20 protein-coding genes are annotated in these 24,171 nt (G+C 47.8%); 13 read left to right on the top strand and 7 right to left on the bottom strand.

Annotated features, from left to right (window positions below):
- Positions 1-39 precede the first annotated feature (39 nt).
- The 6 genes from LLH06_RS18215 to LLH06_RS18190 all read left to right on the top strand — a co-directional run bounded on the left by LLH06_RS18215 (position 40) and on the right by LLH06_RS18190 (position 5,694).
- Positions 40-684, top strand: a complete 645-nt coding sequence (locus tag LLH06_RS18215) for a DedA family protein (protein ID WP_228170719.1) — start codon at positions 40-42, stop codon at positions 682-684.
- Between the two features lie 29 nt (positions 685-713).
- Positions 714-1,262, top strand: a complete 549-nt coding sequence (locus LLH06_RS18210) for an inorganic diphosphatase (protein ID WP_228170718.1) — start codon at positions 714-716, stop codon at positions 1,260-1,262.
- A gap of 5 nt (positions 1,263-1,267) precedes the next feature.
- Entirely contained in the window at positions 1,268-2,608 is a 1,341-nt protein-coding gene (locus tag LLH06_RS18205) for a hemolysin family protein (protein WP_228170717.1), read from the top strand.
- Between the two features lie 12 nt (positions 2,609-2,620).
- Positions 2,621-3,331, top strand: coding sequence for a 16S rRNA (uracil(1498)-N(3))-methyltransferase (locus tag LLH06_RS18200; RefSeq protein ID WP_228170716.1), 711 nt, complete (start codon positions 2,621-2,623; stop codon positions 3,329-3,331).
- A 34-nt stretch (positions 3,332-3,365) separates the two neighbouring features.
- Positions 3,366-4,025, top strand: a complete 660-nt coding sequence (locus tag LLH06_RS18195; RefSeq protein ID WP_228170715.1) for a DUF4159 domain-containing protein — start codon at positions 3,366-3,368, stop codon at positions 4,023-4,025.
- Between the two features lie 73 nt (positions 4,026-4,098).
- Positions 4,099-5,694: a CotH kinase family protein gene (locus LLH06_RS18190; protein WP_228170714.1), complete on the top strand. Its 1,596-nt coding sequence runs from the start codon at positions 4,099-4,101 to the stop codon at positions 5,692-5,694.
- Between the two features lie 34 nt (positions 5,695-5,728).
- On the opposite strand, the gene LLH06_RS18185 is transcribed toward LLH06_RS18190, so the two are convergent.
- Both LLH06_RS18185 and LLH06_RS18180 read right to left on the bottom strand, forming a co-directional pair.
- Positions 5,729-6,043: a hypothetical protein gene (locus LLH06_RS18185; protein WP_228170713.1), complete on the bottom strand. Its 315-nt coding sequence runs from the start codon at positions 6,041-6,043 to the stop codon at positions 5,729-5,731.
- A gap of 121 nt (positions 6,044-6,164) precedes the next feature.
- The gene (locus LLH06_RS18180; RefSeq protein WP_228170712.1) at positions 6,165-7,778 is read right to left on the bottom strand and encodes an SUMF1/EgtB/PvdO family nonheme iron enzyme; all 1,614 of its coding nucleotides are present in this window, start codon (positions 7,776-7,778) and stop codon (positions 6,165-6,167) included.
- Between the two features lie 222 nt (positions 7,779-8,000).
- On the opposite strand from LLH06_RS18180, the gene porV reads away from it, so the two are divergent.
- Both porV and ispF read left to right on the top strand, forming a co-directional pair.
- Positions 8,001-9,176, top strand: coding sequence for a type IX secretion system outer membrane channel protein PorV (gene porV / locus LLH06_RS18175; RefSeq protein WP_228170711.1), 1,176 nt, complete (start codon positions 8,001-8,003; stop codon positions 9,174-9,176).
- A 12-nt stretch (positions 9,177-9,188) separates the two neighbouring features.
- Positions 9,189-9,668, top strand: coding sequence for a 2-C-methyl-D-erythritol 2,4-cyclodiphosphate synthase (gene ispF / locus LLH06_RS18170; RefSeq protein WP_228170710.1), 480 nt, complete (start codon positions 9,189-9,191; stop codon positions 9,666-9,668).
- 69 nt (positions 9,669-9,737) lie between these two features.
- Here ispF and LLH06_RS18165 read toward each other — a convergent pair whose 3' ends face one another.
- The 3 genes from LLH06_RS18165 to LLH06_RS18155 all read right to left on the bottom strand — a co-directional run bounded on the left by LLH06_RS18165 (position 9,738) and on the right by LLH06_RS18155 (position 14,229).
- On the bottom strand, positions 9,738-13,106 hold the full coding sequence (locus tag LLH06_RS18165) for a glycosyltransferase (protein ID WP_228170709.1): 3,369 nt from the start codon (positions 13,104-13,106) through the stop codon (positions 9,738-9,740).
- Positions 13,107-13,176: 70 nt separating this feature from the next.
- Entirely contained in the window at positions 13,177-13,338 is a 162-nt protein-coding gene (locus LLH06_RS18160) for a FeoB-associated Cys-rich membrane protein (RefSeq protein ID WP_228170708.1), read from the bottom strand.
- Positions 13,339-13,416: 78 nt separating this feature from the next.
- On the bottom strand, positions 13,417-14,229 hold the full coding sequence (locus LLH06_RS18155; protein ID WP_228170707.1) for a type 1 glutamine amidotransferase: 813 nt from the start codon (positions 14,227-14,229) through the stop codon (positions 13,417-13,419).
- Between the two features lie 210 nt (positions 14,230-14,439).
- Between LLH06_RS18155 and typA the strand changes: the two genes are divergently transcribed.
- The 5 genes from typA to LLH06_RS18130 all read left to right on the top strand — a co-directional run bounded on the left by typA (position 14,440) and on the right by LLH06_RS18130 (position 20,018).
- Positions 14,440-16,254 (top strand): translational GTPase TypA, encoded by a 1,815-nt coding sequence (typA, locus tag LLH06_RS18150; RefSeq protein WP_228170706.1) that lies wholly within the window; start codon positions 14,440-14,442, stop codon positions 16,252-16,254.
- A gap of 81 nt (positions 16,255-16,335) precedes the next feature.
- The gene (locus LLH06_RS18145; protein WP_228170705.1) at positions 16,336-17,673 is read left to right on the top strand and encodes a flippase; all 1,338 of its coding nucleotides are present in this window, start codon (positions 16,336-16,338) and stop codon (positions 17,671-17,673) included.
- Between the two features lie 53 nt (positions 17,674-17,726).
- Entirely contained in the window at positions 17,727-18,317 is a 591-nt protein-coding gene (locus tag LLH06_RS18140) for an FkbM family methyltransferase (protein WP_228170704.1), read from the top strand.
- A 4-nt stretch (positions 18,318-18,321) separates the two neighbouring features.
- Positions 18,322-19,095, top strand: a complete 774-nt coding sequence (locus tag LLH06_RS18135) for a class I SAM-dependent methyltransferase (protein ID WP_228170703.1) — start codon at positions 18,322-18,324, stop codon at positions 19,093-19,095.
- 11 nt (positions 19,096-19,106) lie between these two features.
- Positions 19,107-20,018: a sugar transferase gene (locus LLH06_RS18130; RefSeq protein WP_228170702.1), complete on the top strand. Its 912-nt coding sequence runs from the start codon at positions 19,107-19,109 to the stop codon at positions 20,016-20,018.
- A gap of 100 nt (positions 20,019-20,118) precedes the next feature.
- On the opposite strand, the gene LLH06_RS18125 is transcribed toward LLH06_RS18130, so the two are convergent.
- Both LLH06_RS18125 and LLH06_RS18120 read right to left on the bottom strand, forming a co-directional pair.
- Positions 20,119-20,865 (bottom strand): class I SAM-dependent methyltransferase, encoded by a 747-nt coding sequence (locus tag LLH06_RS18125; RefSeq protein ID WP_228170701.1) that lies wholly within the window; start codon positions 20,863-20,865, stop codon positions 20,119-20,121.
- Between the two features lie 118 nt (positions 20,866-20,983).
- Complete coding sequence (locus tag LLH06_RS18120; protein ID WP_228170700.1) at positions 20,984-24,169, bottom strand: S41 family peptidase; 3,186 nt, start codon at positions 24,167-24,169, stop codon at positions 20,984-20,986.
- Positions 24,170-24,171 lie beyond the last annotated feature (2 nt).

The raw sequence follows: 24,171 nt of genomic DNA, 5'->3' as shown, positions 1-24,171 counted from the left end.
TTTGTATGGTTAATATTTGTAGCTTTACAAATATTCTGAATGGAAAACTTCTGGGAACATCTACAGAACCTAACGGACTCGCAGGCCATAATCAGTAAAGGAGGCTTTTACTTATTACTTGTGGTCGTGTATGCCGAGACCGGACTTTTCTTCGGATTCTTCCTTCCCGGTGATTATCTCCTGTTCATGGCGGGCCTTTTATGCGCCACTGGTCTGCTCGATATCCCTGTAATTACGCTTGTTCTATCATTGATCGCGGCCGGAGTACTGGGCAACTACACCGGTTATTGGTTCGGTTACCGTACCGGCCCTTTGATGGAGACAAGAAAGGAGAGTATCTTTTTTAAAAAGCGTTACGTAGAAGCGGCACAGGAGTTCTACCAAAAGTATGGTGGCATGGCATTGATATTGGGTAGATTTTTCCCAATAATCAGGACATTTGCCCCTATCTTTGCTGGAGTTGTAAAGGTTGACCTGAAAAAATTCACTATTTATAATATAGTAGGCAGTATGGCGTGGGTAATGACGCTAACCCTCACAGGATATTTTTTAGGAAGGCGTTACCCACAACTTAAGGATTATTTACAGTATATTGTTATCGGACTGATCGTGATAACGAGCATACCGCTGATCATTGCCTTTTTTAAAAGGAAGCTGATCGCAAACAAAACGAACGAACAGTAATTTATATTTAATTATTCATAAAACTTTACATGAGCACACAACATCCATGGCATCAGGTCAACCCGGGAGAGAATTTACCCGAGGTGGTGAATGCCATCATCGAGATCCCAAAAGGTTCTAAAGCAAAATACGAGATAGATAAAGATTCAGGTCTGTTGAAATTAGACCGCGTGTTATTCTCCTCAGTAATGTATCCGGCCAACTACGGCTTTATCCCGCAAACTTACTGCGATGATAAAGATCCTTTGGATATATTGGTACTTTGCTCGGTGGACGTGTTCCCGATGTCGCTTATCGAAGCTAAGGTGATCGGTGTGATGCACATGGTAGATAACGGTGAGCAGGACGATAAGATCATTGCTGTGGCCAAGAACGACATGTCGGTGAACTATATTAACGATCTTAATGAGTTACCTCCGCATGCCATGAAAGAGATCGTTCGCTTTTTCCAGGATTACAAGAAACTGGAAGGTAAGAATGTTACCATTGAGCACCTGATGGGTAAACCATACGCGCTTAAAGTGATCGAAGAAAGTTTGGAACTGTATAAGTCCACTTTCCCTGAGTACCAACAATAACATACATGGGCCCCGACTTAGATATAAACGGTTTTCACATATTCCTAACCATTTTTTTGGTGCTGCTTAACGGCTTCTTCGTGGCCGCCGAATTTGCCATCGTGCGGGTTCGGGGTTCGCAGATCGAGTTGCAGGCCAAGGCCGGCAGTAGTATGGCCAAAATTGCCCGGGGCATTATGCACAATTTAGATGGATACCTGGCTGCCACACAGCTGGGTATCACTATCGCTTCCCTTGCATTAGGTGTGATAGGGGAAGAGGTGGTCACCACCCTGGTGATGCGTCTGTTCCTGCTTTTTGGCGTAGCGATCACCTCACAGGTGGTCATCACCATTACCCACATCGTGGCCTTTATCACTATCACTGTACTACACATCGTATTTGGTGAGTTGGCGCCTAAAACGCTGGCCATCCAACGCTCGGTACGTACGGCCATGGCAGTATCGTATCCCCTACGTTTCTTTTTTATAGTGTTCAGACCTTTCATCTGGTTGCTGAACAACTTTGCCAACTTCATTTTAGGCCTTTTCGGCGTTAATGTAGTCCATGGAGAAGAGTCACATCACTCGTCAGAGGAGCTGCAATACCTGCTGGAGCAAGGTAAAGAGAGTGGTGCACTTGACTCAAACGAGCATGAGCTGATCAAGAACGTTTTTGATTTTAACGAGCGTGTGGTCAAGAACATCATGGTGCCACGCACCAAGATATCGGGCATCGATATCGACTCAACTGCCGAAGAGCTCCTCGATTGCCTGGTGACCGAAGGTTACTCGCGCATGCCTGTGTATGACGATACGGTAGACAAGATCATTGGTATAGTACATGCAAAGGATATTCTGCCACTATTAGCGCGCAAAGAAGAGTTCGAACTGAAGGATATCATCCGTAAGCCATACTTCATCCCAGAGACCAAAAAGATCAATGATCTGATGGCTGAGTTACAGCAAAAGCGCATACAGATAGCGATCGTGCTGGACGAGTTCGGTGGTACGGCCGGTATGGTGACGCTGGAAGACATCGTTGAGGAATTGGTGGGTGAGATACAGGATGAGTATGACGAGGAAAAACCGATCGTTGAGAAGGTGAATGAGCGTGAGTTCATCGTCAATGCCGTGGCCTCTATCTATGACGTGAACGAAAGCTTACCGCATGACCTGCCTGAGGACGGCGACTTTGATACCGTATCGGGTTGGGTGAGCGATATATTTGGCAAGATACCTGAAGTTGGCGAACAGCATGAGGCCAACGGTTACAACATCACCGTTTTGCGTAAATCAGAACAGAACGTTGAGTCGGTCAAGCTTGAGGTATTGCTCAACGAAGAGGACATGACCAATTTACATTAAGCCGCAACGCTTATGCAAATTTTCTATACGCCCGACATTGCTACCGGCGCTACCCACTACACCCTTACCGAAGAAGAAAGCAAGCATGCGATCCGCGTATTGCGACTGCAACAAGGCGATAGCCTTACCCTTGTGGACGGCCGCGGAGGGCTATACACAGCCAGCATCCTTGACTCGCACCCCAAAAAGACCTTACTGGTCATTACTGATACGAAACAGGAATATTGCAAGCGTGGCCACTACCTGCATATAGCGGTGGCACCTACCAAGAATATCGAGCGTATCGAGTGGTTCCTGGAAAAGGCTACTGAGATCGGTATCGACGAGATTTCATTGCTGCTATGTCAGCGTTCCGAGCGTAAAGAGGCCAAGGCCGAACGTTTGGATAAGATCATCACCTCTGCCGTAAAGCAATCACTCAAGGCCTATCATCCGCAGCTTAATGCGGTCCAGCCGTTCACCAAGTTGATCGATCAGCCTTTCGAGGGGCAAAAGTTCATTGCGCACTGCTTACCTGGCAAAGATAAGGTGAGTTTGGCTTCCAGGTTGGTACCTAAGGGTCGTTGCCTGATCCTGATCGGTCCTGAAGGTGATTTTACCGAAAAGGAAATAGCTGATGCTTTGAAAAATGGTTTCGAACCCATAACTTTAGGGGAGAGCCGCTTACGTACCGAAACCGCCGCCTTAGAGGCTTGCTTTGAAGTGAACTTTTTGAACCGTTAGTTCACGACTTGCGCTACGGGAGCGGATGATGACCATGCGATACAAGACCCTTTATATTAGCCTGATCGCTGTACTGTTTTGCAGTTACCGGCCTGTGCCTACCTATACGTTGGCCCGGCTCAAGTACAACGGTGGTGGCGACTGGTATGGCGACCGCACAGCCTTACCCAACCTGGTCAAATTTTGCAATCAACAGCTCAAGACCAATTTTAAGCCCGACGACGAGACCGTTGAGGTAGGTAGCAGCCAGATCTTCAATTATCCATTCATATTCATGACCGGGCACGGCAATGTGATCTTTTCTGATCTGGAGGCACGTAACCTGCGCAAGTATCTGATCGGTGGTGGTTTCCTACACATTTGCGATAATTATGGCATGGATAAGTTTATCAGGCCGCAAATGAAAAAGGTATTTCCAGAGCTGGAACTGGTGGAACTGCCATTGAACCATCCGATATATCACCAGAAATTTGATTTTGCCAACGGCTTGCCTAAGATACACGAGCATGATAATAAACGGCCTCAAGGATTCGGTTTGATATACAAAGGCCGCCTGGTGTGTTTTTACGACGTAGAATGCGATCTAGGTAACGGGTGGGAAGATGCAGGTACTTATGCAGGCGATAGTCCTGAAAGGAGGCTAAAGGCTCTTAAAATGGGAGCCAACATGGTACAGTACGCTTTAATGAGATAAGTGGCCTTGTAGTTGCGCAAAATTTACTAACACATTAATAATTAGCTATATTTGTTCTACTAATAGCTTGCGTGTGATCAAACATTACCTTCTTTCATCACTTTTTTTGGTGGTTGCTGCGATCGTGCCGGGCTGCCGTAAGTACGATACCTCTACGCCTGCAAAAGGTGACAGCACGGTCGTTGTTCCTCCACCTCTTGCCAATGTTTCTACTGCAGCGATCATATCAGCTAAAATAGAACTGAAAAATAACTTAGGAAAAACTACCGAAGACATAACCTGCTCTATCAATGCTAAAGATGAGATAGTGGCCGTATTGCCTAATGTAGATGATTCTAAAAGATTGGTGCTTACGTTCGCCACTCAAACAGCAAATGTTACGGTAAAAAATAAAGATACCTTAGTAGTAAGTGGTAAAACCGTGACCAATTATAGTAAGCCGGTCAATTTGGTGACCTTAGCCACTGATGGTAGCACTAAAACTTACAAAGTGATGGTTAAGATCTTTACAGGTCTGCCGATCCTCAAGTTAACCACATCAGGGCCGATCGTATCTAAAGATGATTATGTGAAGGGCACGTTAACGGTTGATCCTAACATGGAGTTTGACCAGCCTATAACCACCATACCATTGCAAGCTAAGGGTAGGGGTAATTCCACTTGGGTAATGTATCCTAAAAAACCATATCGCTTAAAATTCGATAATAAAGCGGCGATGCTTGGCATGCCATCGGCAAAAAATTGGGTACTTCTGGCCAATTACAATGATAAAACCTTGATGCGAAACCGCTTGGCTTTGGCGCTGGGACGCAGATTAGGTGCTGATTTTACTTCGGACAGCCGCTTTGTTGAATTATACCTTAATGGCGATTATGTAGGTAACTATTTGCTTACAGCACAGGTTGAGGTCAACGAGGCGCGGGTCAATATCAAAGAATTAAAACCCACCAATACATCCGACGAAGATATCACAGGTGGTTACTTATTGGAGCTTGATCAAAAAATGGACGAAGTACACTGGTTTAAAACCAAAAAAGATCTGCCATTCAGCATAAAATCTCCCGACGATATCACTCCACTACAGCTTAAATACATCACCGGTTACATGCAGGTCACCGAAGATGCCCTTTTTGCAGCAAATGCCAACGATTCTGTTAATGGTTATGCCAAGTACATCAATGTGGACTCGTTTTTAAAATGGTATTTTGTAGAAGAGATCTTCCAGACCACTGATGCGCGCGATTTTAGCAGCATATTTTACTATAAAGATCGCAACGGAAAGTTAGGCATGGGGCCAATATGGGATTTTGATACCAGTGCCGGCAATGTAGATTATGCGGCCACAAAGGATCCGGCAAGTTTTTGGTATATTAAATACGGTAAATGGTTCGAGCGTTTGTCTAAAGATCCTGCATTTGCCGCTAAGGTCAAACAGAGGTGGGCGCAAATAAAAGATAATGAGGTGAAGCAACTGCTGGCCGATATAGATGAAAATGCAGAATACCTTAAGTATTCCCAAAAAAGAAATTTTGTTCGCTGGCCTATATTGGGCACTTACGTATACCCTAACGCGGTAGTGACCGGCAGTTACGATAAAGAAGTGGAATATTTAAAGAGCTTTTTAACAAAACGGATCAACTGGATGAATAGCAACATGGCGTCTTGGTAGTTGTGAGCATTGAAAAGTTCGAAGGAAGCGGGTACTATACAGTATCCGCTTTTTTTGTGCTGTACGATAGGTAAATAAGAATGCACATTAACACGATCAGCAAGTTCATGTTGAGGATCCCCGCTGCAGATTTATTTTCGTGCTGTAACAATAGGTCATCCAGATAACTTTTGGCTATGTATCTGACTTCTTCAATGTCATTGCTTTTATCTATCGCCGTCTTTCTTTCAAATGTGAGGATATGTTGTTGGGAAGGTGAGGTATCTATGGCCGAAATAGCATCGCATAAAAAATAGAGTACGATACCCAACGCCAAAATTTTTAAAAGTTTATTTAATGTTGTATTCATGTGAACTGATGAGGTAATCGGTTTGTCTTAAGTATATAACATCAGTTACGGGCTTTTGGTGTATTCAAATAGAAAAAGCCTGCTATCTCAATAGCAGGCTTTATACGATCTCAGAGTGAATTTATTTCTTAGGCTTATAGGCCTGTGGTTTCTTCACGCTGAAGTGTGAGCGATTACCCGGATTGATCTCCGCCGGACCGATCATGCTCATGGCACATCGGAAGCCTATCTCGGCACTGGCATCACCTTGATCCATATAACGGCGGGTAGCAGGGTTAAGCCACATGGCACGGTCGTTCCATGAGCCACCTTTGTACACCTTCGAATGGTCATTCACTAAGGTGGTCACACCGTATAGAGTGTTATCGGTCGAGTCGGCAAAACCGCGCTGATCCGCTTTGAACGGCTTACCTGCCAGTGTTGCACCTGCCGGTGCTGCAGCCGGTACGCCATTTACGGTAGGAGCCACTGTAGTAGCCGGAGCTTTTGCACCCTGCTGCTGAGCAGTGAACTCTGCCCAACTCATTTTCTTATTCGATTTAGCAGCATCCTTGATCGGGCGGCCAAATTTGTCTTTTGCTAATATGCCTTTTTCAGGGTCAGATAAACGCTTGTTAGTATACTCGTTACCACGGAAAGGGTTGAAATCCTCTACGTCCTCAAAGGTCAACTGGCGGTAAGTGTCCTGTGTCCACTCATTAACGTTACCGGCCATGTTGTACAGGCCAAAGTCGTTCGGTTCGTACGAGCGCACCGGAGCGGTAATGTCGGCCTTATCGTTCAATGAACCACCCACACCCATGTTGTCACCTTCGCCACGTTTAAAGTTGGCCAGGATCAAACCGCGGGTACGTCTTTTAGGCGAACGCACACCCATGCCGTTCCAAGGATAGATCTTACCATCCTCAATGTTCTCGAACTGGGTATTGCCGGCCAAACCTAAGGCAGCATATTCCCACTCAGCCTCAGTTGGCAGGCGGTACGATGGTTTCAAGATGCCATCCTCCATACGTACTGATCTGGTAGCTTTGCCATTGGCACCGGCTTTGGCGTTGGGGTTAAGGTCTTTGATCGCGTTCTTGCCAGCCTTACCACCATACTGGTTATTCAGCAACATGTCGGTATCAAAAGGCTGGTCGGTGCCTTTGCCACTGGCGGCAACTTCTTTCCAGCTGGCCAAACGGCCGGTCTCGCGTAAAATATTTTCGTTGATCTGGTTGGTACGGAATGCACAGTAGTCTTGCGCCTGTTCCCAAGTAACACCTACCACCGGATAATCCTGGAAGGCAGGGTGCCTTAAGTAGCTGTCAACGTAAGGTTCGTTATAAGACAGGGGCCTGCGCCATACCAGTGTGTCCGGAGTGGCATTGTAATAGGCCTCACGATCGTTCGGGAAGGTGATCGCCAGATAGTGGAGGTAATCAAGCCAGTCCTGGTTAGATACCTCCGTTTCATCCATGTAGAACGAAGCGATGGTAACACGACGGCGATTGTTGTTGTTCTCGTACATCACGTCCTGATCGGCGCTGCCGCCCAGTACGAAGGTACCACCCTCAATGGCGATCAGGCCAGGGCCAGGTGCCGGGTGGGTCTTTTTAAAGCGCGTGTAGCCACCGTTATACTTATTGTTGTATACCACGCCCGTTTTTTGCGAGCGCATTGGCTTACTGCAACTGCCTAATATCGTCCCCACACATCCCAAAAGTAAAGCAGTTCTGGTAAAACGCTTGATCATGTTGTTTTAAAAAAATTAGATAGTAAAAATACAATAATTTATTTGAACGTAACTGTAATTCAAGTTGATAATAGTGATCGTAAAGTAAGCCGTTATACGGCAGTGAGGCTATTTGGTTACGTTAAGATCAATAAAAGATCAGCGCAGCCAATTTATGATTATTTATGAGTTCGGCATACAAGCGGTATCATCAATTTGAAAAAATACACCTAATTTGCGGCAATGATATTTGGTAAGCTTTCCGCTTTTATTACTGCTTGCTGCTTACTGCCCGGCATGCTGTTGGCGCAGGGTACCATAGGCAATTCGGGCACTACTACCAATGGTAGCTCAGGCGGGCTTCCTACCGCTGTGCCATTCCTCACCATAGCGCCCGACTCACGCTCAGGGGCAATGGGTGATGCAGGCGTGGCGTTAAGCCCCGACGTGAACGCCAATTACTGGAACCCATCCAAACTGACCTTCATTGACGAACCTGGCCAGGATCAGGCCTCCCTGTCTTACAGCCCATGGTTGCGTAATTTGGTGGGGGGGATCAACCTCGCTTATCTAAGCTACGCTCACCGGCTGGATCAGCGCAATACCATAGGTGCCTCGTTACGTTATTTTAACCTCGGGAGCGTGCAGCTGGTAGATGCGAACCAGAATTCACAAGGCACTTACACACCCAATGAATTTTCGATAGATGGCTCGTTCGCGCGCAAGTTCGGGCAAAACTTCTCGCTCGGGCTTACCCTGCGTTACATCCATTCGGGTATAGCCAGCGGCGGCTCGTTGAACGGGCAGCAAGTGAACTCAGGCAACGCAGTAGCTACCGATGTATCTGGCTACTATCAAAAATATACCCGTCAATTTGGCAAAGAAGCCTTGCTGGCCTTCGGCCTTAACATGTCGAACATTGGTACCAAGATAGGTTACACGATGTCGGGCAAGCGGTATTTTTTACCGGCCAACCTGCGCCTTGGTGTGGCCGATACCTGGACACTTGATCAGGTGAACACCTTTACTGTAGCGTTCGACCTAAATAAACTGCTGGTTCCTACGCCGCCCATCCGTAACAGCAGCGGCAATATCATTAGAGGGTATGACGACGACCGTTCTATCCCGTCAGGCGTGTTCGGTTCCTTTGGCGATGCGCCAGGTGGCTTCCGCGAGGAACTGCACGAGATCAGTTATGCCGGCGGCGTAGAGTATGGTTATGATAAGCAGTTGTTCTTGAGGGCAGGGTATTATTATGAGAATCCGAATAAGGGTAACCGCCAGTACGGTACCTTAGGTGCAGGCTACAAGTACGACATCTTCAGGTTCGACCTTTCATACCTGGTGGCCACACAACAAAAAAGTGCATTGGCCAATACGCTGCGTTTTACCGTGATCGCTAACTTTGGCAGCAAATAATATTTTAGTACGATGAGTAAAACACGCATTGGTTTTGGTTTTGATGTGCACCAAATGAAAGAAGGGCATCCATTCGTAATGGGAGGTGTTACGCTGCCACATCATTCGGGCGCCTTTGGCCACTCAGATGCCGATGTGATCGTTCATGCCATATGTGATGCGTTGTTAGGTGCTGCCAACCTGCGCGATATCGGTTATCATTTCAGCAATAAGGACGAGCGCTGGCGCGGCATCAGTAGCTTGATCCTGTTGGAGCATGTGGTGGAGCTACTTGATGAAAAGGACTGGACCATCGGTAATATCGACGCCATGATCTGCCTCGAGGCGCCCAAGATCAACCCGCACATCCCTGAGATGAAAGCTCACATTGCCCGCGCGGCAGGCATCAGCGAAGAAGATATATCGATCAAAGCTACCACTAACGAACAAATGGGCTTTATTGGCCGCGGCGAAGGTGTAGTAGCCTACGCCGTCTGTTTGATCGAGAAATGATAGATAAACAAGAAGCCCCTGCCGATCGGCAGGGGCTTCTTGTTTATGGTCTAACTGATCTCTCTCTGATCAATTGGCTTGCTCGTCGGCCTTTACATTACCTGTACGTTTCAATATCCCCCAACCGCTGTGCTGGCCTTTAAGGGCACGGCGTAATGATTTGAACAGGATATAGTACATCAGCTGCCTCCACACAAAGCGTTGTGGGATAATGTACAGCAGCTTGCGATAGCTTTCCTTCTCCATCTTAAAGGCGATCATAGATACGATCAGGTCGATCACGATGAAGGCGAGATAAAAGGCGAATATCTTTTCCGGATGATCACTGAACAAGCCACCGATCATCATCAGATCTGCCAATGGCGAGAACAATGGCAGTATGATCTGGAAGATCAATATGTTAGGCATGCCCACCATACCAAAGTAACTGTACTTGCGGTTAAATAAGGCATCACGGTTCTTCCAAAAACTCTGCATCACCCCGTAACTCCAGCGGAAACGTTGCTTAAGCAACATGTTCACGTTCTCAGGCGCCTCAGTATAGGCAATGGCTTCACCGGCATTACGAACGATGTAGCCTTGCTTCAGGATACGCATGGTGAGGTCGCAATCCTCGGCCAGGGTATCCGTAGTAAATCCGCCAGCTTTATTAATGGCTTCCTTGCTAAAAGCGCCGATCGCTCCCGGAACCACGGTAATGCTATTCAGCAGATCAAATGCACGGCGGTCCATGTTCTGTGCCGTAATGTACTCGATAGATTGCCAGCGGGTAATGATGTTGGTCTCGTTACCTACCTTAACGGTACCGGCAACGGCGCCGATCTCGGCATCAGTAAAGTACGACATTAAGTGCAATATAGCGTCGTTCTTGAGCAGGGTATCGGCATCGATGCAAACCACATGGTCATACTGCGCCTTGCCAATGCCGTAGTTAAGGGCCGATGCTTTACCGCCGTTAGGTTTGGTGTGTACCTTCACCAATGTATGATCTTGGTAAGCCGCGCTCACAACTTCGTAGGTGCGATCCTTTGATCCATCGTCGATAAATAAGATCTCCAGTTTGGGGTACTCCAGTTGTAAGAGGCTCTCGATCGTCTTGGTAGCGGTGATCTCTTCGTTATAAGCGGGCACGATGATGCTTACCGGTGGAAGCTGATCAACGTCGATCTTGCGGGTAGTGTCCTTTTTATTTCCGGCATATTGACGCAGCGCCAGTATTCCGATCAAAATGATACGACCCACGGCCAAGAATATAGCCGATAAGAACAGGTACAATAAGATCCAGTTGCCATAGAACAGTCCAATGTTGAACATATCGTACAGCGTGCCCGTAACACCTGAGTCAGCATCATCCTTCACCGGTGGCATCAGTTCATCCTTCTTTTTGTGAAGCACATCGGCAATGGTGGTGAACTGATAACCATGCGTTTTAAAATAATGGATGATACGTGGTAGGGCCTTGATGGTTTCCTCACGGGTATCGCCACCTGCATCGTGCAATAGCAACATCGATCCATTATTGGCCTGGGCAATTGTGCGGGCAACTATGCTGTCGGCCGTAACGCCGGGCTCCCAGTCGTGCGGGTCAATAAATTCACCAATGTTGATGTAGTTCTCCTCCTTACTTTTAGCTACCGGAATGATCTCGGCAAGGGTCTGCGGCTCTGCATCGGCGTTGAACGGCGCCCTGAACAGTATGGTACTGTGGCCCGTTACCGACTCGATGAGTTTACGGGTAGAGTTAAGTTCGAGGCTTACGCGCTGCAAGCTGATCTGCGATATATCAGGGTGGAAGAACGTGTGATTACCGATCTCGTATCCCTCATCATAGATGCGGCGCAAAAGCGGCATATTCTTCTCTACCATGGCGCCCACCACAAAGAACGATCCGGGCACCTTTTCCTTTTTCAGAATGTCGAGTATGCGTGGCGTGTAGTTTGGGTCAGGACCATCATCAAAGGTAAGCACCACCTTTTTAGGGGCGTAGCCGTAGCGCCTGATCACGTATTTGGTAGGCAATTTTTGATAATCCTGCCCAGTGATCAAAAAGTTCTTATCGTCAAAGCTCACGGCGATCTGGCCCGTTTGCGGTACGCTCACCAGGTCAAGCACCTCACCGTCGCCCACATAGTCGATACGGTCATTCAAACCTACGGCAGCGAAGTTCTTTTTATCGATACCTGTCTTGCGCAGCGTATCTGCCGATAGATTCTTTTGTATAAAGGTCCACAAGCGTGGGTCCTCGAAGCCTAAACGCCATAACGCGATACCGCCCGTGGCCCAGTCATCGGCCATACGCATCACGTTGAAGTTAGTGGCCGCATCGGCAAAGTAAACGGTATGCTGTACGCTGTCGGTGCCTTTGTAAGTAAAACTCGAATTGCCCGATCCGGGATCAAATTGGATCTTGCTGTTGTTCTCTTTGGCGGTACTGATAGCCGTGGTATAACCCATTGGCTGGCCAATGTTGTTCTGCGGCCAGTCGTACCCGCCACCTACTATGGTCAGGATCACCTTGTTGCTGGGAACCTGCTCGCATACATCATCCAATATCTCTTCCACCCAATGCTGGTGCGATACATCGCCCGCGTTGCTGGTCTCGTTATGCTGGTCAATGGCCATCACGAACAGGTAGTCGTTCACCGTTTGCAGGAACTTGAGGTCGTACTCATCATCGCCCGGCCAAACACCCTGCGTTACCCAAAAACCCTGCTCGTGCAAGGTGGCATACAACTCCTTTTCGAAGGCTTTAAATGCGGGGCCGTTACGTTTCTTAATATTATCGAACCCAAGGTCGATGCCCTTGAGTTTATGCTTGTTCAGCTGATCAACTATGTTGTTGATGAACGAGGTACGCAGCTTTTTATCGCCTACGATGCGGTCCACATCCTTGGTATCAAAACCGCCGGTGGTGTTGGTGTAGTTAATGTAATTGCTCAACCTTACGATCACCGGTTTGCGGTAACGGCGATTGATATTGGTGAGCCCGGTGTCGAGCCTTACGGTAAGGGTGTCCTGACCCGGTGTTATGGCAAAGCCCTCGGTCACGATCAGGTCGAGCTTACTGATATGTTCGGCCAGTGAGTAGTAGGCCTGAGGCTCCCAGGCCAGGTAAAAGCCAGCATTGATACGGTCCTTATTATTAGGATGCTTGAGTTGATGGCGGCGTAACGCATTGCGTAGTTCCTCCAATCGGGCCTTATCTACCTTGAAATCGCGGTACTCGGTAGAGCGTTTCAACTTATTCAGCTGCGCGGTGGTCAGCTTTTTTTGAGTAGGGATAAGATTGGGAAGATCAGGATATTGCTTGGAGGTAACGGTGATGGCCGCACCGACCACGCCGCATATGAGCACGAACAGGATGCCTCGGCTTAACCACTTGAAACGGTTCCAACGGGTAGGGCTATCGGCTTGAAAGATCTGTTTGTTATTAGGCATTAGGGTTTAGCTTTGCAGGCTGCAAATTTAACGGTTTTGTATAAAACCGTGAATTAGAAGACAATTAAGATCAGGAGCGGGGTTTATTAACGTCGATATTGGAGAAGTCGACACCGCATTTACAGTTAGAGCCACAGCCCTTTTTTACATAAAGGCTCTTATAAAGCATGCGGCCCACATAAAATATGGCAGCTGCAAAAAGCAATATGATAGCTATGGTCTGAAAACTCATGACGGCACAAATTTAAGGTAACGCTTGGTACTATTACGTAACAGAAGTGTAATTTAGTTCAACGCACGGGCAATGCTCTCAACTGCCTGATATAGCTTGAAGTAGGAATTGCGGTATAATGGTGTGCTGTGTGGCCTTGATCTTGGCCGGATCCTGAACGTCTGCAAGTAGCGCATAGTAACCTGCCTCTCCACGATCTGCGATCAGTTCATGGCGCTTGTCTGCACCGGTAAGATATTCGGTCAGTATCTCGGCATCAGCCTCGGGGTGGAACTGCGTGCCAAAAAAGTAGGGATCGAAACGAATAGCCATCATAGCAGGCGGATCATCCTGCTCTCCGGGCTCCTGTTCAGTAGCCACCAGTGTGGCACCGGTCTGTTCGAAGCGTTCCTGATCAGGATGCACCACCTGCCAGGATCGGGAATCGAGCGCATAGAACGGGTCACTCAATGAAGCCAAAAGTGGCTCGTAGCCGGTGATCTGTACTGGTACCACACCGTATGAAGGTATTTTGCGTAAATTGACGGTGCCCAAACGCCACCGCCTGCACATCAGTTGAAAAGAGTGGCAAATGAACAGCACATGTTTCTTAATAGTGCCTTCGGTATGATTATGGCGTTGGAGGCGCTCGATCAGGTCAAAGTAATTGTTCTCCCATTCGCTGCCCTCGCTAGCTAAAGGATCGCCGGGGCCACCACTCGACAGGTAGATATCATGATCAGTGTCAGGCAATTGGTTGCTGCCCCGTACGTCGAATATCTCGATCTTGAATTGAAAGCCATGCTCATCTTCAAAATTTTCCAACACCTTTTGTATGGCCATGATGCCCTGGTTAACTATACCATCATAAAGATCCAGTATGGCTACTTTAACAGGTGGGGGATGGCTCATTGGATATATATGGATAGAAGTATGTGACTTGCGTAAATATACGAACGTCATCACGAAAATTACCAGTTCACCTATGTGTTCACTAAAAAGGCGGTTGATATCTATTGTCGATGTGTTATGTTCTAATTTTCAAATATTTGTAAAAAGCTGAGCATGCTTTTAAATGCCATAAAATAAGCGTATCTTTGCGCAAATTTTAAGAGGCATTTCATGCAAAATCAGATCCGTAATATTGCTATCATAGCACACGTTGACCACGGTAAAACCACTTTGGTCGATAAGATCCTTCATAGCTGCGCTATCTTCCGCGATAATCAGGAGACAGGCGAGCTTATCCTTGACAACAATGATCTGGAACGCGAGCGTGGTATCACCATCGTTTCAAAGAACGTTTCAGTACGTTATAAAGATGTAAAGATCAACATTATCGATACCCCTGGTCACGCCGACTTTGGTGGTGAGGTTGAGCGTGTGTTAAAAATGGCCGATGGTGTATTGCTGTTGTGCGATGCTTTTGAAGGTGCCATGCCACAGACCCGTTTCGTAACTCAAAAGGCTTTGGCCTTAGGTTTGAAACCGATCGTGGTAGTTAATAAAGTTGATAAAGAGAATTGCCGTCCTGAAGAGGTTTACGAGCAGATCTTTGAATTGTTCTTCAACCTTGATGCTACCGAAGAGCAACTGGATTTCCCGGTGATCTACGGTTCATCTAAACAAGGCTGGATGAGCACTGATTGGAAGCAAAAAACAGAAGATATATTCCCGTTGATGGATGCCATCCTGGAAAATATCCCTGCTGCTCCTTACAATGAAGGTACACTTCAAATGCAGATCACTTCTTTGGATTACTCATCATTCGTTGGTCGTATCGCGATCGGTCGTGTGGCCCGTGGTACCATCAAAGAGAACCAGCCGGTATCATTAGTAAAACGTGATGGTACTATCCAAAAATCACGTATCAAAGAACTTTACACCTTTGAAGGTTTAGGTAAAGTTAAAGCTACCGAGGTTAACGCCGGTGATATTTGCGCTGTTGTAGGTATCGAAGGTTTTGAGATCGGTGATACTATCGCTGACTTTGAGAAACCAGAGCAATTAGAGGTTATCAAGATCGACGAGCCGACCATGAACATGTTGTTCACGATCAACAACTCGCCTTTCTTTGGTAAAGAAGGTAAATTCGTTACCTCACGTCACGTACGTGACCGTCTGTACAAAGAGATGGAGAAGAACCTTGCCCTTAAAGTGGTCGAGACCGATTCTCCTGATTCATACTTAGTATATGGCCGTGGTATCCTCCACTTATCTGTACTGATCGAGACCATGCGTCGCGAAGGTTACGAGTTACAGGTAGGTCAGCCACAGGTTATCGTAAAAGAGATCGACGGCGTTAAATGCGAGCCTATCGAGGTGTTGACCGTTGACGTACCGGGCGATGTTGCCGGTAAAGTGATCGAGTTGGTAACTCAGCGTAAAGGCGAGTTATTGATCATGGAACCAAAAGGTGATCTGCAGCACTTAGAGTTCGAGATCCCATCACGCGGTATCATAGGTTTGCGTAACAACGTGCTGACCGCTACTGCAGGTGAGGCGATCATGGCACACCGTTTCAAAGCTTACGAGCCTTGGAAAGGGACTATCCCTGGCCGTTCTAACGGTGTACTGGTTTCTATGGAGACCGGTAAGACCACTGCTTTCTCGATCGATAAATTGCAAGATCGTGGCCGTTTCTTCGTTGATCCGGGTGTTGATATCTACGAAGGTCAGATCCTGGGCGAGCACATCCGTGACAACGACCTGGTGGTTAACCTGGTAAAAGGTAAACAATTGACCAACATGCGTGCATCAGGTAGTGATGATAACGTACGTATCGCGCCGGCTATCAAATTCTCATTAGAGGAATCAATGGAGTACATCCAGGCTGATGAGTATATCGAGGTTACGCCGCAAAGCATGCGTATCCGTAAGATCTACCTTACCGAGAACGAGCGTAAGATCAACGCTAAACGTTTCCAGAACGCTTAATTTTATTAAGCACAACATATTTGATAAGCGAACCCCGGCATTGATCGGGGTTCGCTTTTTTTATACCTTTGTGCCCAACTTATGCGCATTCCCAATATCCCCGGTTTTGACCAGCAGGCTTTACAAAAGTATTTCAAAAATACGGGGATGCTGATGTTGGCCAAGGTGGGCAGCCAGGTCATCAAAATGATCGTGAACAGCTTTGTGCTGTCTACCTATCTAGGTACCGAGCGGTATGGCATACTTAACTATCCAATGGCGCTGGTCACCTTTTTCATGGCGATCGCTGCTCTTGGTTTGGATGGCTTTGTCACTCGCGAGATTGTTAATCACCCTGAAAGGAAAGGCTCATTTTTAGGCACCGCATTCTGGATGCGGATGGCGGCAGGCTTGTTAACCCTGCCTTTGCTGTACATGGTTTACCTGATACAGGACCACTTTAAGCACTTGGATACACCGGTCAACTATGTGATGATCGTCGGTCTGGTCTCGGTGGTGCAGTCGGTCAACATCATTGAAAGCTTTTTTCAGGCCAAAGTACAGGGTAAGTATGTGATGTATGTGCAGGTGTTCGGCAACATCGCTTCGGCCGTGATCAAGTTGCTGATGGTATTCATGCAGGCGCCGTTGATATTCTTTATTTACGCACTCCTTTTAGATGCGGCGATATTGGCCTCTGGGTATCTGCTGGCTTACCGCTCAAGTGGCAATAGCATCGGTGAATGGAAGTTCAAACCTGCTCTTGCCGTTTACCTTCTAAAAAGGTCTTGGCCTTTGGCATTTTCGGCTGTACTGGTATCCATTTACATGAAGATCGATCAGGCCATGATCACCAGTTACCTGGGCGAGGCTGAGTTAGGCATCTATTCTACCGTGGCGCAGTTAAGCGAAAGCTTTTACTTTTTACCGGTGGCTGTGGTCACCTCTGTTTTCCCGGCTATCATTTATGCCCGCAAGACCGATCACGCCCGATATTTGAAGCGCTTGCAAAATATGTACGACCTTATGGTGGTGATCAGTGTGTCGGTCGCTTTGTTCATGACCTTTGCTTCCACATATATATACCACATAGCTTTTCGTGACCATCCCGAATGGTGGGCAGGTGCACCGGTGCTGGCAGTCCACGTTTGGGCAGGCATATTCGTTTTCCTGGGAAGTGCCAGCGGGCAGTACCTGATCGCTGAAGGTTATTTCAAACTGTCCATGCTGCGTACCGGGGTGGGAGCCATCGTGAATGTGCTGTTGAACATTTATCTTATCCCCAAATATGGCATCATCGGCGCGGCTTATGCAACCCTTGTAGCTTATGCTGTAGCCACATTTTTTATCCTGTTCATTCCTAAAACTCGGGCACAGGGTGTGCAAATGTTAAGATCTTTATTCTTAATTTCACTTTTTCAAAAAGCATTCAGTCGTTGAGCAACTTTTCACTACTTGTAGATATCCTTCAGAAGCCCAAAAGGCTGCGTTCTTTGCTATCATTCAATAGCAAGGGTTATTTGAACACCATAGGCTGGCTCAGGGCATTTGATGATCAGGCCCCTGTTGATGCGCAAGGCAACCCGATCCCGTGGGTAACGTATTCATTCATTGATTTTATCAAGGATCGGCTTCGTCCCGAGCATGCTGTGTTCGAGTTCGGGTCGGGTAACTCTACAGCTTTTTACGCGCAGCGTACCGGCATAGTGGTATCGGTAGAGCATGATAAAGAATGGTTCGATAAAGTGACCAAAGACAAGCCCGACAATGCCGAAGTAATATACTGCGAGCTACAGCGCGACGGCGATTACTGCCGTATGCCGGTGAAACTGGGCGAGGAGTTCGATATCATCATTGTTGATGGCCGCGACCGTGTGAACTGCTGCATACAGGCTGTGGAAGCCTTATCGGCAAGTGGCGTGATTGTACTGGATGATTCAGAGCGCCCTGACTATCGCGACGCTATCACTTATTTGACCGATAAAGGTTTCAGGCAGATACCGTTCAGTGGTATATCGCCGGGATTGTTCTACTACAAATCCACCACGGTTTTTTACAAAGACAATAACTGCTTAGGGATCTGATCACATGGCCGACGATAAACTGAGCGGCAACGTAAAGACCGCCTACGACGAATTTTACAAAAAGCATGATGAGGCCTGGCGCATGCTGGGCGCCAAATACAAAGCACAACACATCATTGAGGTTTGTAAGGGATATACCTTTGACCGTGTGTTGGAAGTTGGTGCTGGTGACGGCAGTATACTCAAGATCTTATCCGAACAAAATTTTGCGCCAGAATATCATGCGGTAGAGATATCGGACAGTGGCGTAGAATACATACGCTCACGCAATATCGACAAATTAGTATCGGTTCAGGTGTTCGATGGTTATCAGTTGCCTTTTGCAGATGACAGCTTCGACCTCATTATCCTTTCGCACGTTTTGGAGCATGTTGAGCATGAACGCCTGTTGCTTCGTGAACTTAAACGCGTCGCCAAAACGTGCGTGATCGAAGTTCCGCGTGATTACAAGACCAACGTTGATGACCGCATCAAACACTTCCTGGCTTACGGGCACATCAACATGTACACGCCTACCTCATTACGATACTTGCTCCGTACCGAGGGCTTTAAGGTAGAGCGTGACCTCACCTCTATGATCGAGCCGGAGGTGACCAGGTTCAATACCTACATCAATCAAAAGAAGCCTAAAAGCCTGGTGACCGACCTGAAGATCACTGCCGAGTTCGGGTTGAAAAAAGCTGTTGGCAGCCTGATGGGCAAAAAGAAACAGGAACAACTGGCCAATGCCTACACGGTATTGTGCAGCAAGACGACCAAACAGGCCGATATTTTTTAGCCAACAACGGGATGCAGCACTTAGCCCCCATAGCCCTTTTTTTGTACAACCGGCCTGATCATGCGCGCCGCACGCTCAGCTTTTTGCAGCAAAACGAACTGGCTGCTGATTCCCGTTTGTTTATCTTCTCTGATGGGCCCCGTACCACTGCCGACGAGGTCAAGGTGCAGGACGTACGTCAACTGGCCCGCACCGTAACGGGTTTCAAGTCGGTAAAACTGATCGAACGCAGTATGAACGTAGGTTTGGCCAACTCCATCATTAGCGGCGTTACGCAACTGGTGCAGGAGTACGGCAAGGTGATCGTATTTGAGGATGACCTGTTGTCATCGCCCTATACGCTGCGTTACTTTAATGATGCACTCGACCGTTACCAGGAAGTGCCCGAAGTGATGCACATTGGCGCTTATATGTATGATCTGAAAGTGCCAGATCTGCCGCCGACCTTTTTTTACCGGGCCGCCACCAGTTGGGGCTGGGCCACCTGGGCGCGGGCGTGGCAACATTTTGAACCCAATATCGATGTGTTGATGCAGCAGTTCGACAAGGAGAGGATCCACCAGTTCTCGATCGAGGGCACCATGAACTTTTGGAAGCAGATGCAGCAGTTCAAAGCAGGCAAAAATAACTCCTGGGCCATACGCTGGTATGCCTCCATATTTTTGAGGAACGGTTTAACGCTCAACCCTTCGCACTCACTCATTCAGAACATTGGCCATGATGGTAGTGGCCGCCACTCTAACCTCGAAGATATATACGATGTGCAAATGGCCCGCGAGCCGGTCACCTTCTTTCCATCCGCGATACACGAAGACCCGCAAGCCTATCAAGCCATCAAAAGCTTCCTGAAAAGCCGCAAAGGCACGCTGTGGCAACGAGGCATCAGATTCTTAATACAAATGCGCGAAAAGTATTTGAAGTGAACTGAAGCTATGTCATCGTGAGGCGCGAAGCGATCCCTGGTCAGATACACCGGCCACACATGATCAATGAAAGCCTTGATCTTACAATAATAAGTTCTAACTAAAGCACCGCTTTCACCACGATATAAGGCGACAACGCCTTGCTCTCGATCGGGATGATCTTGGTGAATATCTTGCCGGCTGTCCATATGGTTTTGAGGAACGCCTTAGTAAGGGCGCTTTGCTGAGCTTTATTCTCCAGCCATATCGAAAAGTGACCGTAATAAAATGAACTGACCTCTTTTAAGCCTAACTCTTTGCAGTACTGCGCCAGCTTGACTGGGTCCATACTACTGATGTTATGCTTATTATAGTTATCCATATCATAACTGCGCTGCACCCAGCCATTAACGCCGGTGAAGTTGGGCAGCGTTATAAATAGGGTACCGCCCGGTTTCAAAAAAGGTAAGTGACGAGCGATCACATCCTTGGTGTCATTGAAATGCTCGATCAGTCCGCATGATAGTACGAGATCATATTTTTCCTCCGGCTGGTAGGTGAACAGGTCGCCCTCGATCACCTTGATATCGTCGTCCTTAAGTTGGTTGGCCGCAAGTACCTCTTTCAGGATAGGCTGGTGTACATAAAAGTCGAACAACGAGGTATCGAGCCCAAAATACTTTTTCAGGAAGATGGCGTAGTAACCAGGAAATCCGCCCAACTCGATGGCCGTGCAGAATCCCTTGCTGCTTAGCAGATCTTTAAATAACCGGTGAAACGTATAGTTGGCGGGCACCTCTACGGCGAGCCCCGTCTTTGATTCCCAGTAATTAGCCCAAAAGTTACGGTCGGTGAGTTCGTTGCTCATGTATGATGCAAAGAAAAGAAAAAAACACCTCTACTCAACCCTCTCCAGGGGAGAGGAAGCAAAAATAGAAGAGGGCTTTTAAGGTCCTCCCCCTTGGGGGAGGACTCAGGTGGGGGTGTTACTTCAGTTGTTTCAAAATTTCGTCTATCGCCTTATCCAACTGCGGATCTTGGCCGGTCAAACGATCAGTAAAGGTTGTTTTGATGTAGATGTCGGGTTTAACGCCTTCCTTCTCCACATCTTTGCCATCGAGCGTAAAGCAACCCCAGGCCGGTATGCGATAGCTCGAACCGTCAACAAGTCCTTTGGCACTGGTGAAAATGATCCAGCGGTAGGTCTCGGTGCCAATGATCTTGCCCAGGCCAAGCGCCTTGAAGCCCTGAGCGGTCATCTCGCCATCGCTCAGCGTTTGCTCATTAATGAGCAGCACGATCGGTTTGGCCGCAGGGGCAAAATTAGGCTGCGGTGAGCGCTTACCATCACGATACTGCCATTGCAGGTAAGGGCGCTGCATCAAAAAGTTCAATACGTTGTCGTGCACGTTGCCGCCGGTGTTGTATCGCAGGTCAAGGATCAGGGCATCTTTTTTATAAGCATCGCCTACCATGTCCTCATAAAAGGTTTGTAGTGATTGACCGCCCATGTCCTTCATGTACACATAAGCGATACGGTTCTTACTTTTATCGGTCACGATCTTGCGGTTGTTCCGGATCCATTCGTCGTAAAGGTTGGCCTTCAACTTAGCGGCTGGTTCTGGATGAATTTTAACGTTGACATTGGTACCCGAGCGTTCAAAGCCCAGTTCCAACTCATCATCGGCCGATGGTTTGGTGAAGTACATGTCGCGATCCTGTTTCTCATCCACCGCAACTCCGTTCACGGTCTTAAGGCGGTCGCCTGGTTTAACGTTGATGCCTTTGCGGTCGGCGTTGCTCAGGTCGGCTATATGGTCAACTTTATAAGGATCGCGATCATCGAACACGATACCGGTCTCCATGGTCACGTAGCGCAGGTTGGTACGTTCTTCCATACCACGCGAATTGAAGCCCATGTGTGAGGAATTAAGCTCGCCCAATAGGTCCTCCAGCAATAAGCGCAGGTCGGCACGGTTGTTCACATAAGGTAAATAGGCGGCATAAACATCATGTAGTTTAGCCCAGTCAGCGCCATGGAAGGTACCGTCATAATAGTTCTCCTCCAAACCGGCCCAAGCCTCATCGAACATCTGTTTAAATTCGCTGGAAAGGTTACGGTCGAAGCGGTAACTCATGGCTACCTTATCCACCTTGTTCTGGTCAAGGTTGAGTTTATACAGGTCACCCGAGCTACCCAACAGGTAATACTTGTCGCCGCCACTAACGATGTCGAAACCATACACGTCGGCGCCGGCTACCTTTTCGGTCTTGTTATTCTCAAAGTTTTCGATAGTGGTACGATATACGGCACGTTTACCTTCACCCTGATCCGATACATAATACACCAGGCTCTTGTCGCCCTTCTGGATCACATAAGGCGCTTCCTGCTGGCCAAAATCCGGGCTGATGCGCTCGAGGCGTTTCATCAGGTCGTCGGTATCGATCACTATATCGGCCGGTGCTTTCGGGGTAGGCTGTTCCGATATCTTTTTAGGTTCGGCCTTTTTGGCCTTGGTCTTGGCGGTGGTGGCCGGCGTGTCCTTCTTCTCCTCTTTAAATAGCTCCCGGTACTTATCCAGCTTGAACGCCTCATCGAATTTTTGTAAAGGCATGCGGTAGATATGAGCGTCATTAGTTCCGTACGGATATTCAGGCTTAGCGCGCGACGAGCTAAAGTAGATGTACTTGCCGTCAGGCGACCAGAACGGGTCAGACTCTGTTACGCCAGTATTGGTTAGGTTGAGGGTCTTGCCGCTTTGCAGGTCATGCACAAAAAGATCAAGTTCAAAGTTGCGGCGTGCATTAAATAATACATATTCCCCATTAGGCGAAAAGCGGGGCTGCGGCGATTGGAAAGCCCATATCTCGTCCTTGACGATGGTCTTGCTCGCCAAAGTTTTTAGGTCGATGGTACGCACCTCGTCTCGGCCGCTCAGGTATATGCCTTGCGTGCGGTTCTTGTTTAAGGTAAGCTGGCGGTTGCTGCGTTTATCGGCAGTGAGCTGTTTAGGTTTGCCATTACCGTCGGCGCTGATGGTGTACCAATTCACATAGCCACCCAGGGTTTGGTTATAGATCAACGTGCGGTTATCGGCCAGCCATTTGGCTTCGGTAACACGTTCGCTGCTGTTGCGTTCGATCTTTTGGATGAATTTACCATCAGCATCGCTAACAAATAGCTCACCGCGTGATACCAGCACTAATTTCTTTCCATCGGCCGATAGGTCTGCCGCCTCGATCTTACCGCTGATGTCGAATTCCTGCTCCTTAGGCAATACGTTATTGCGGGTAAGCGATAAACCTATCTTTTGAGTGGCTTTGGTAGCCACATCATAAATGTACAGCTGGTAATCTTTCTCGAACACTACCTTGCGGCCATCAGCACTTACCGACGGACGTTTGATGGACGTGCTGAACTGGGTCAACGCCGTCTTTTTACCGTTGTCGAAAGTGTAAAGATTATACTCACCGTTACCCTCATCGCTAATAAAATAGATGTTGCCTTTGCTATCTATAGTAGCGTCAAAGTCCTTTCCTATCCACGTAGTATATTGCTTGTAGGCTTTGGTCTTGGGATCGTACGACTGGATATCTGGGTTATAATCACCTTTGTAATGTTTACGCTGCGGAAAACGGAAGCTTTCCCATGTGTTACCGAAGAATAATTCACCAGTTTTAGGATGCGGCGTGAGGCCATGTATGGTATTGAAGTAGTTGCCGAACAAACGTACCGCCGTACCGCCGGTGATCGGCACACTATAGGCCGAAAACGAGTTATAGCGTCCTGAAGTAAAATAGATGGTCCTGGAATCCCAACTCCAGGAGGCTACATCATCGAACGATTCGTTGTAGGTCAGTTGTTTGACATCGCCACCGGTCAATGGCATCACGTATACATCGCTGTTTCCATACTGATTGGCCGAAAAGGCCAGCCACTTACCATCGGGCGATACTTTGGGATTGGTCTCGAGCCCCTGCATGGCGGTCAATCTAACGGCGTTGTTACCGTTGATATCGGCCTTCCAAATGTCGCCTTCAAAACTGAAAACGATGGTGTTGCCGTCGGGCGTTAGGGTAGGGTACGAAGTGAAGTAGCTTGAGGCTTGCTGTGCAAAACCCGGTAATGAAAGGCCGACCGATAAGGCAAAGGCGGCGATTGATCTTTTCATAT

It is taken from the genome of Mucilaginibacter daejeonensis, assembly GCF_020783335.1.
In the GTDB taxonomy this organism is placed as follows: Bacteria; Bacteroidota; Bacteroidia; order Sphingobacteriales; family Sphingobacteriaceae; genus Mucilaginibacter; species Mucilaginibacter daejeonensis.
Note: the sequence above shows the minus strand (reverse complement) of the source record. Positions and strands in the feature narration are given on the sequence as shown.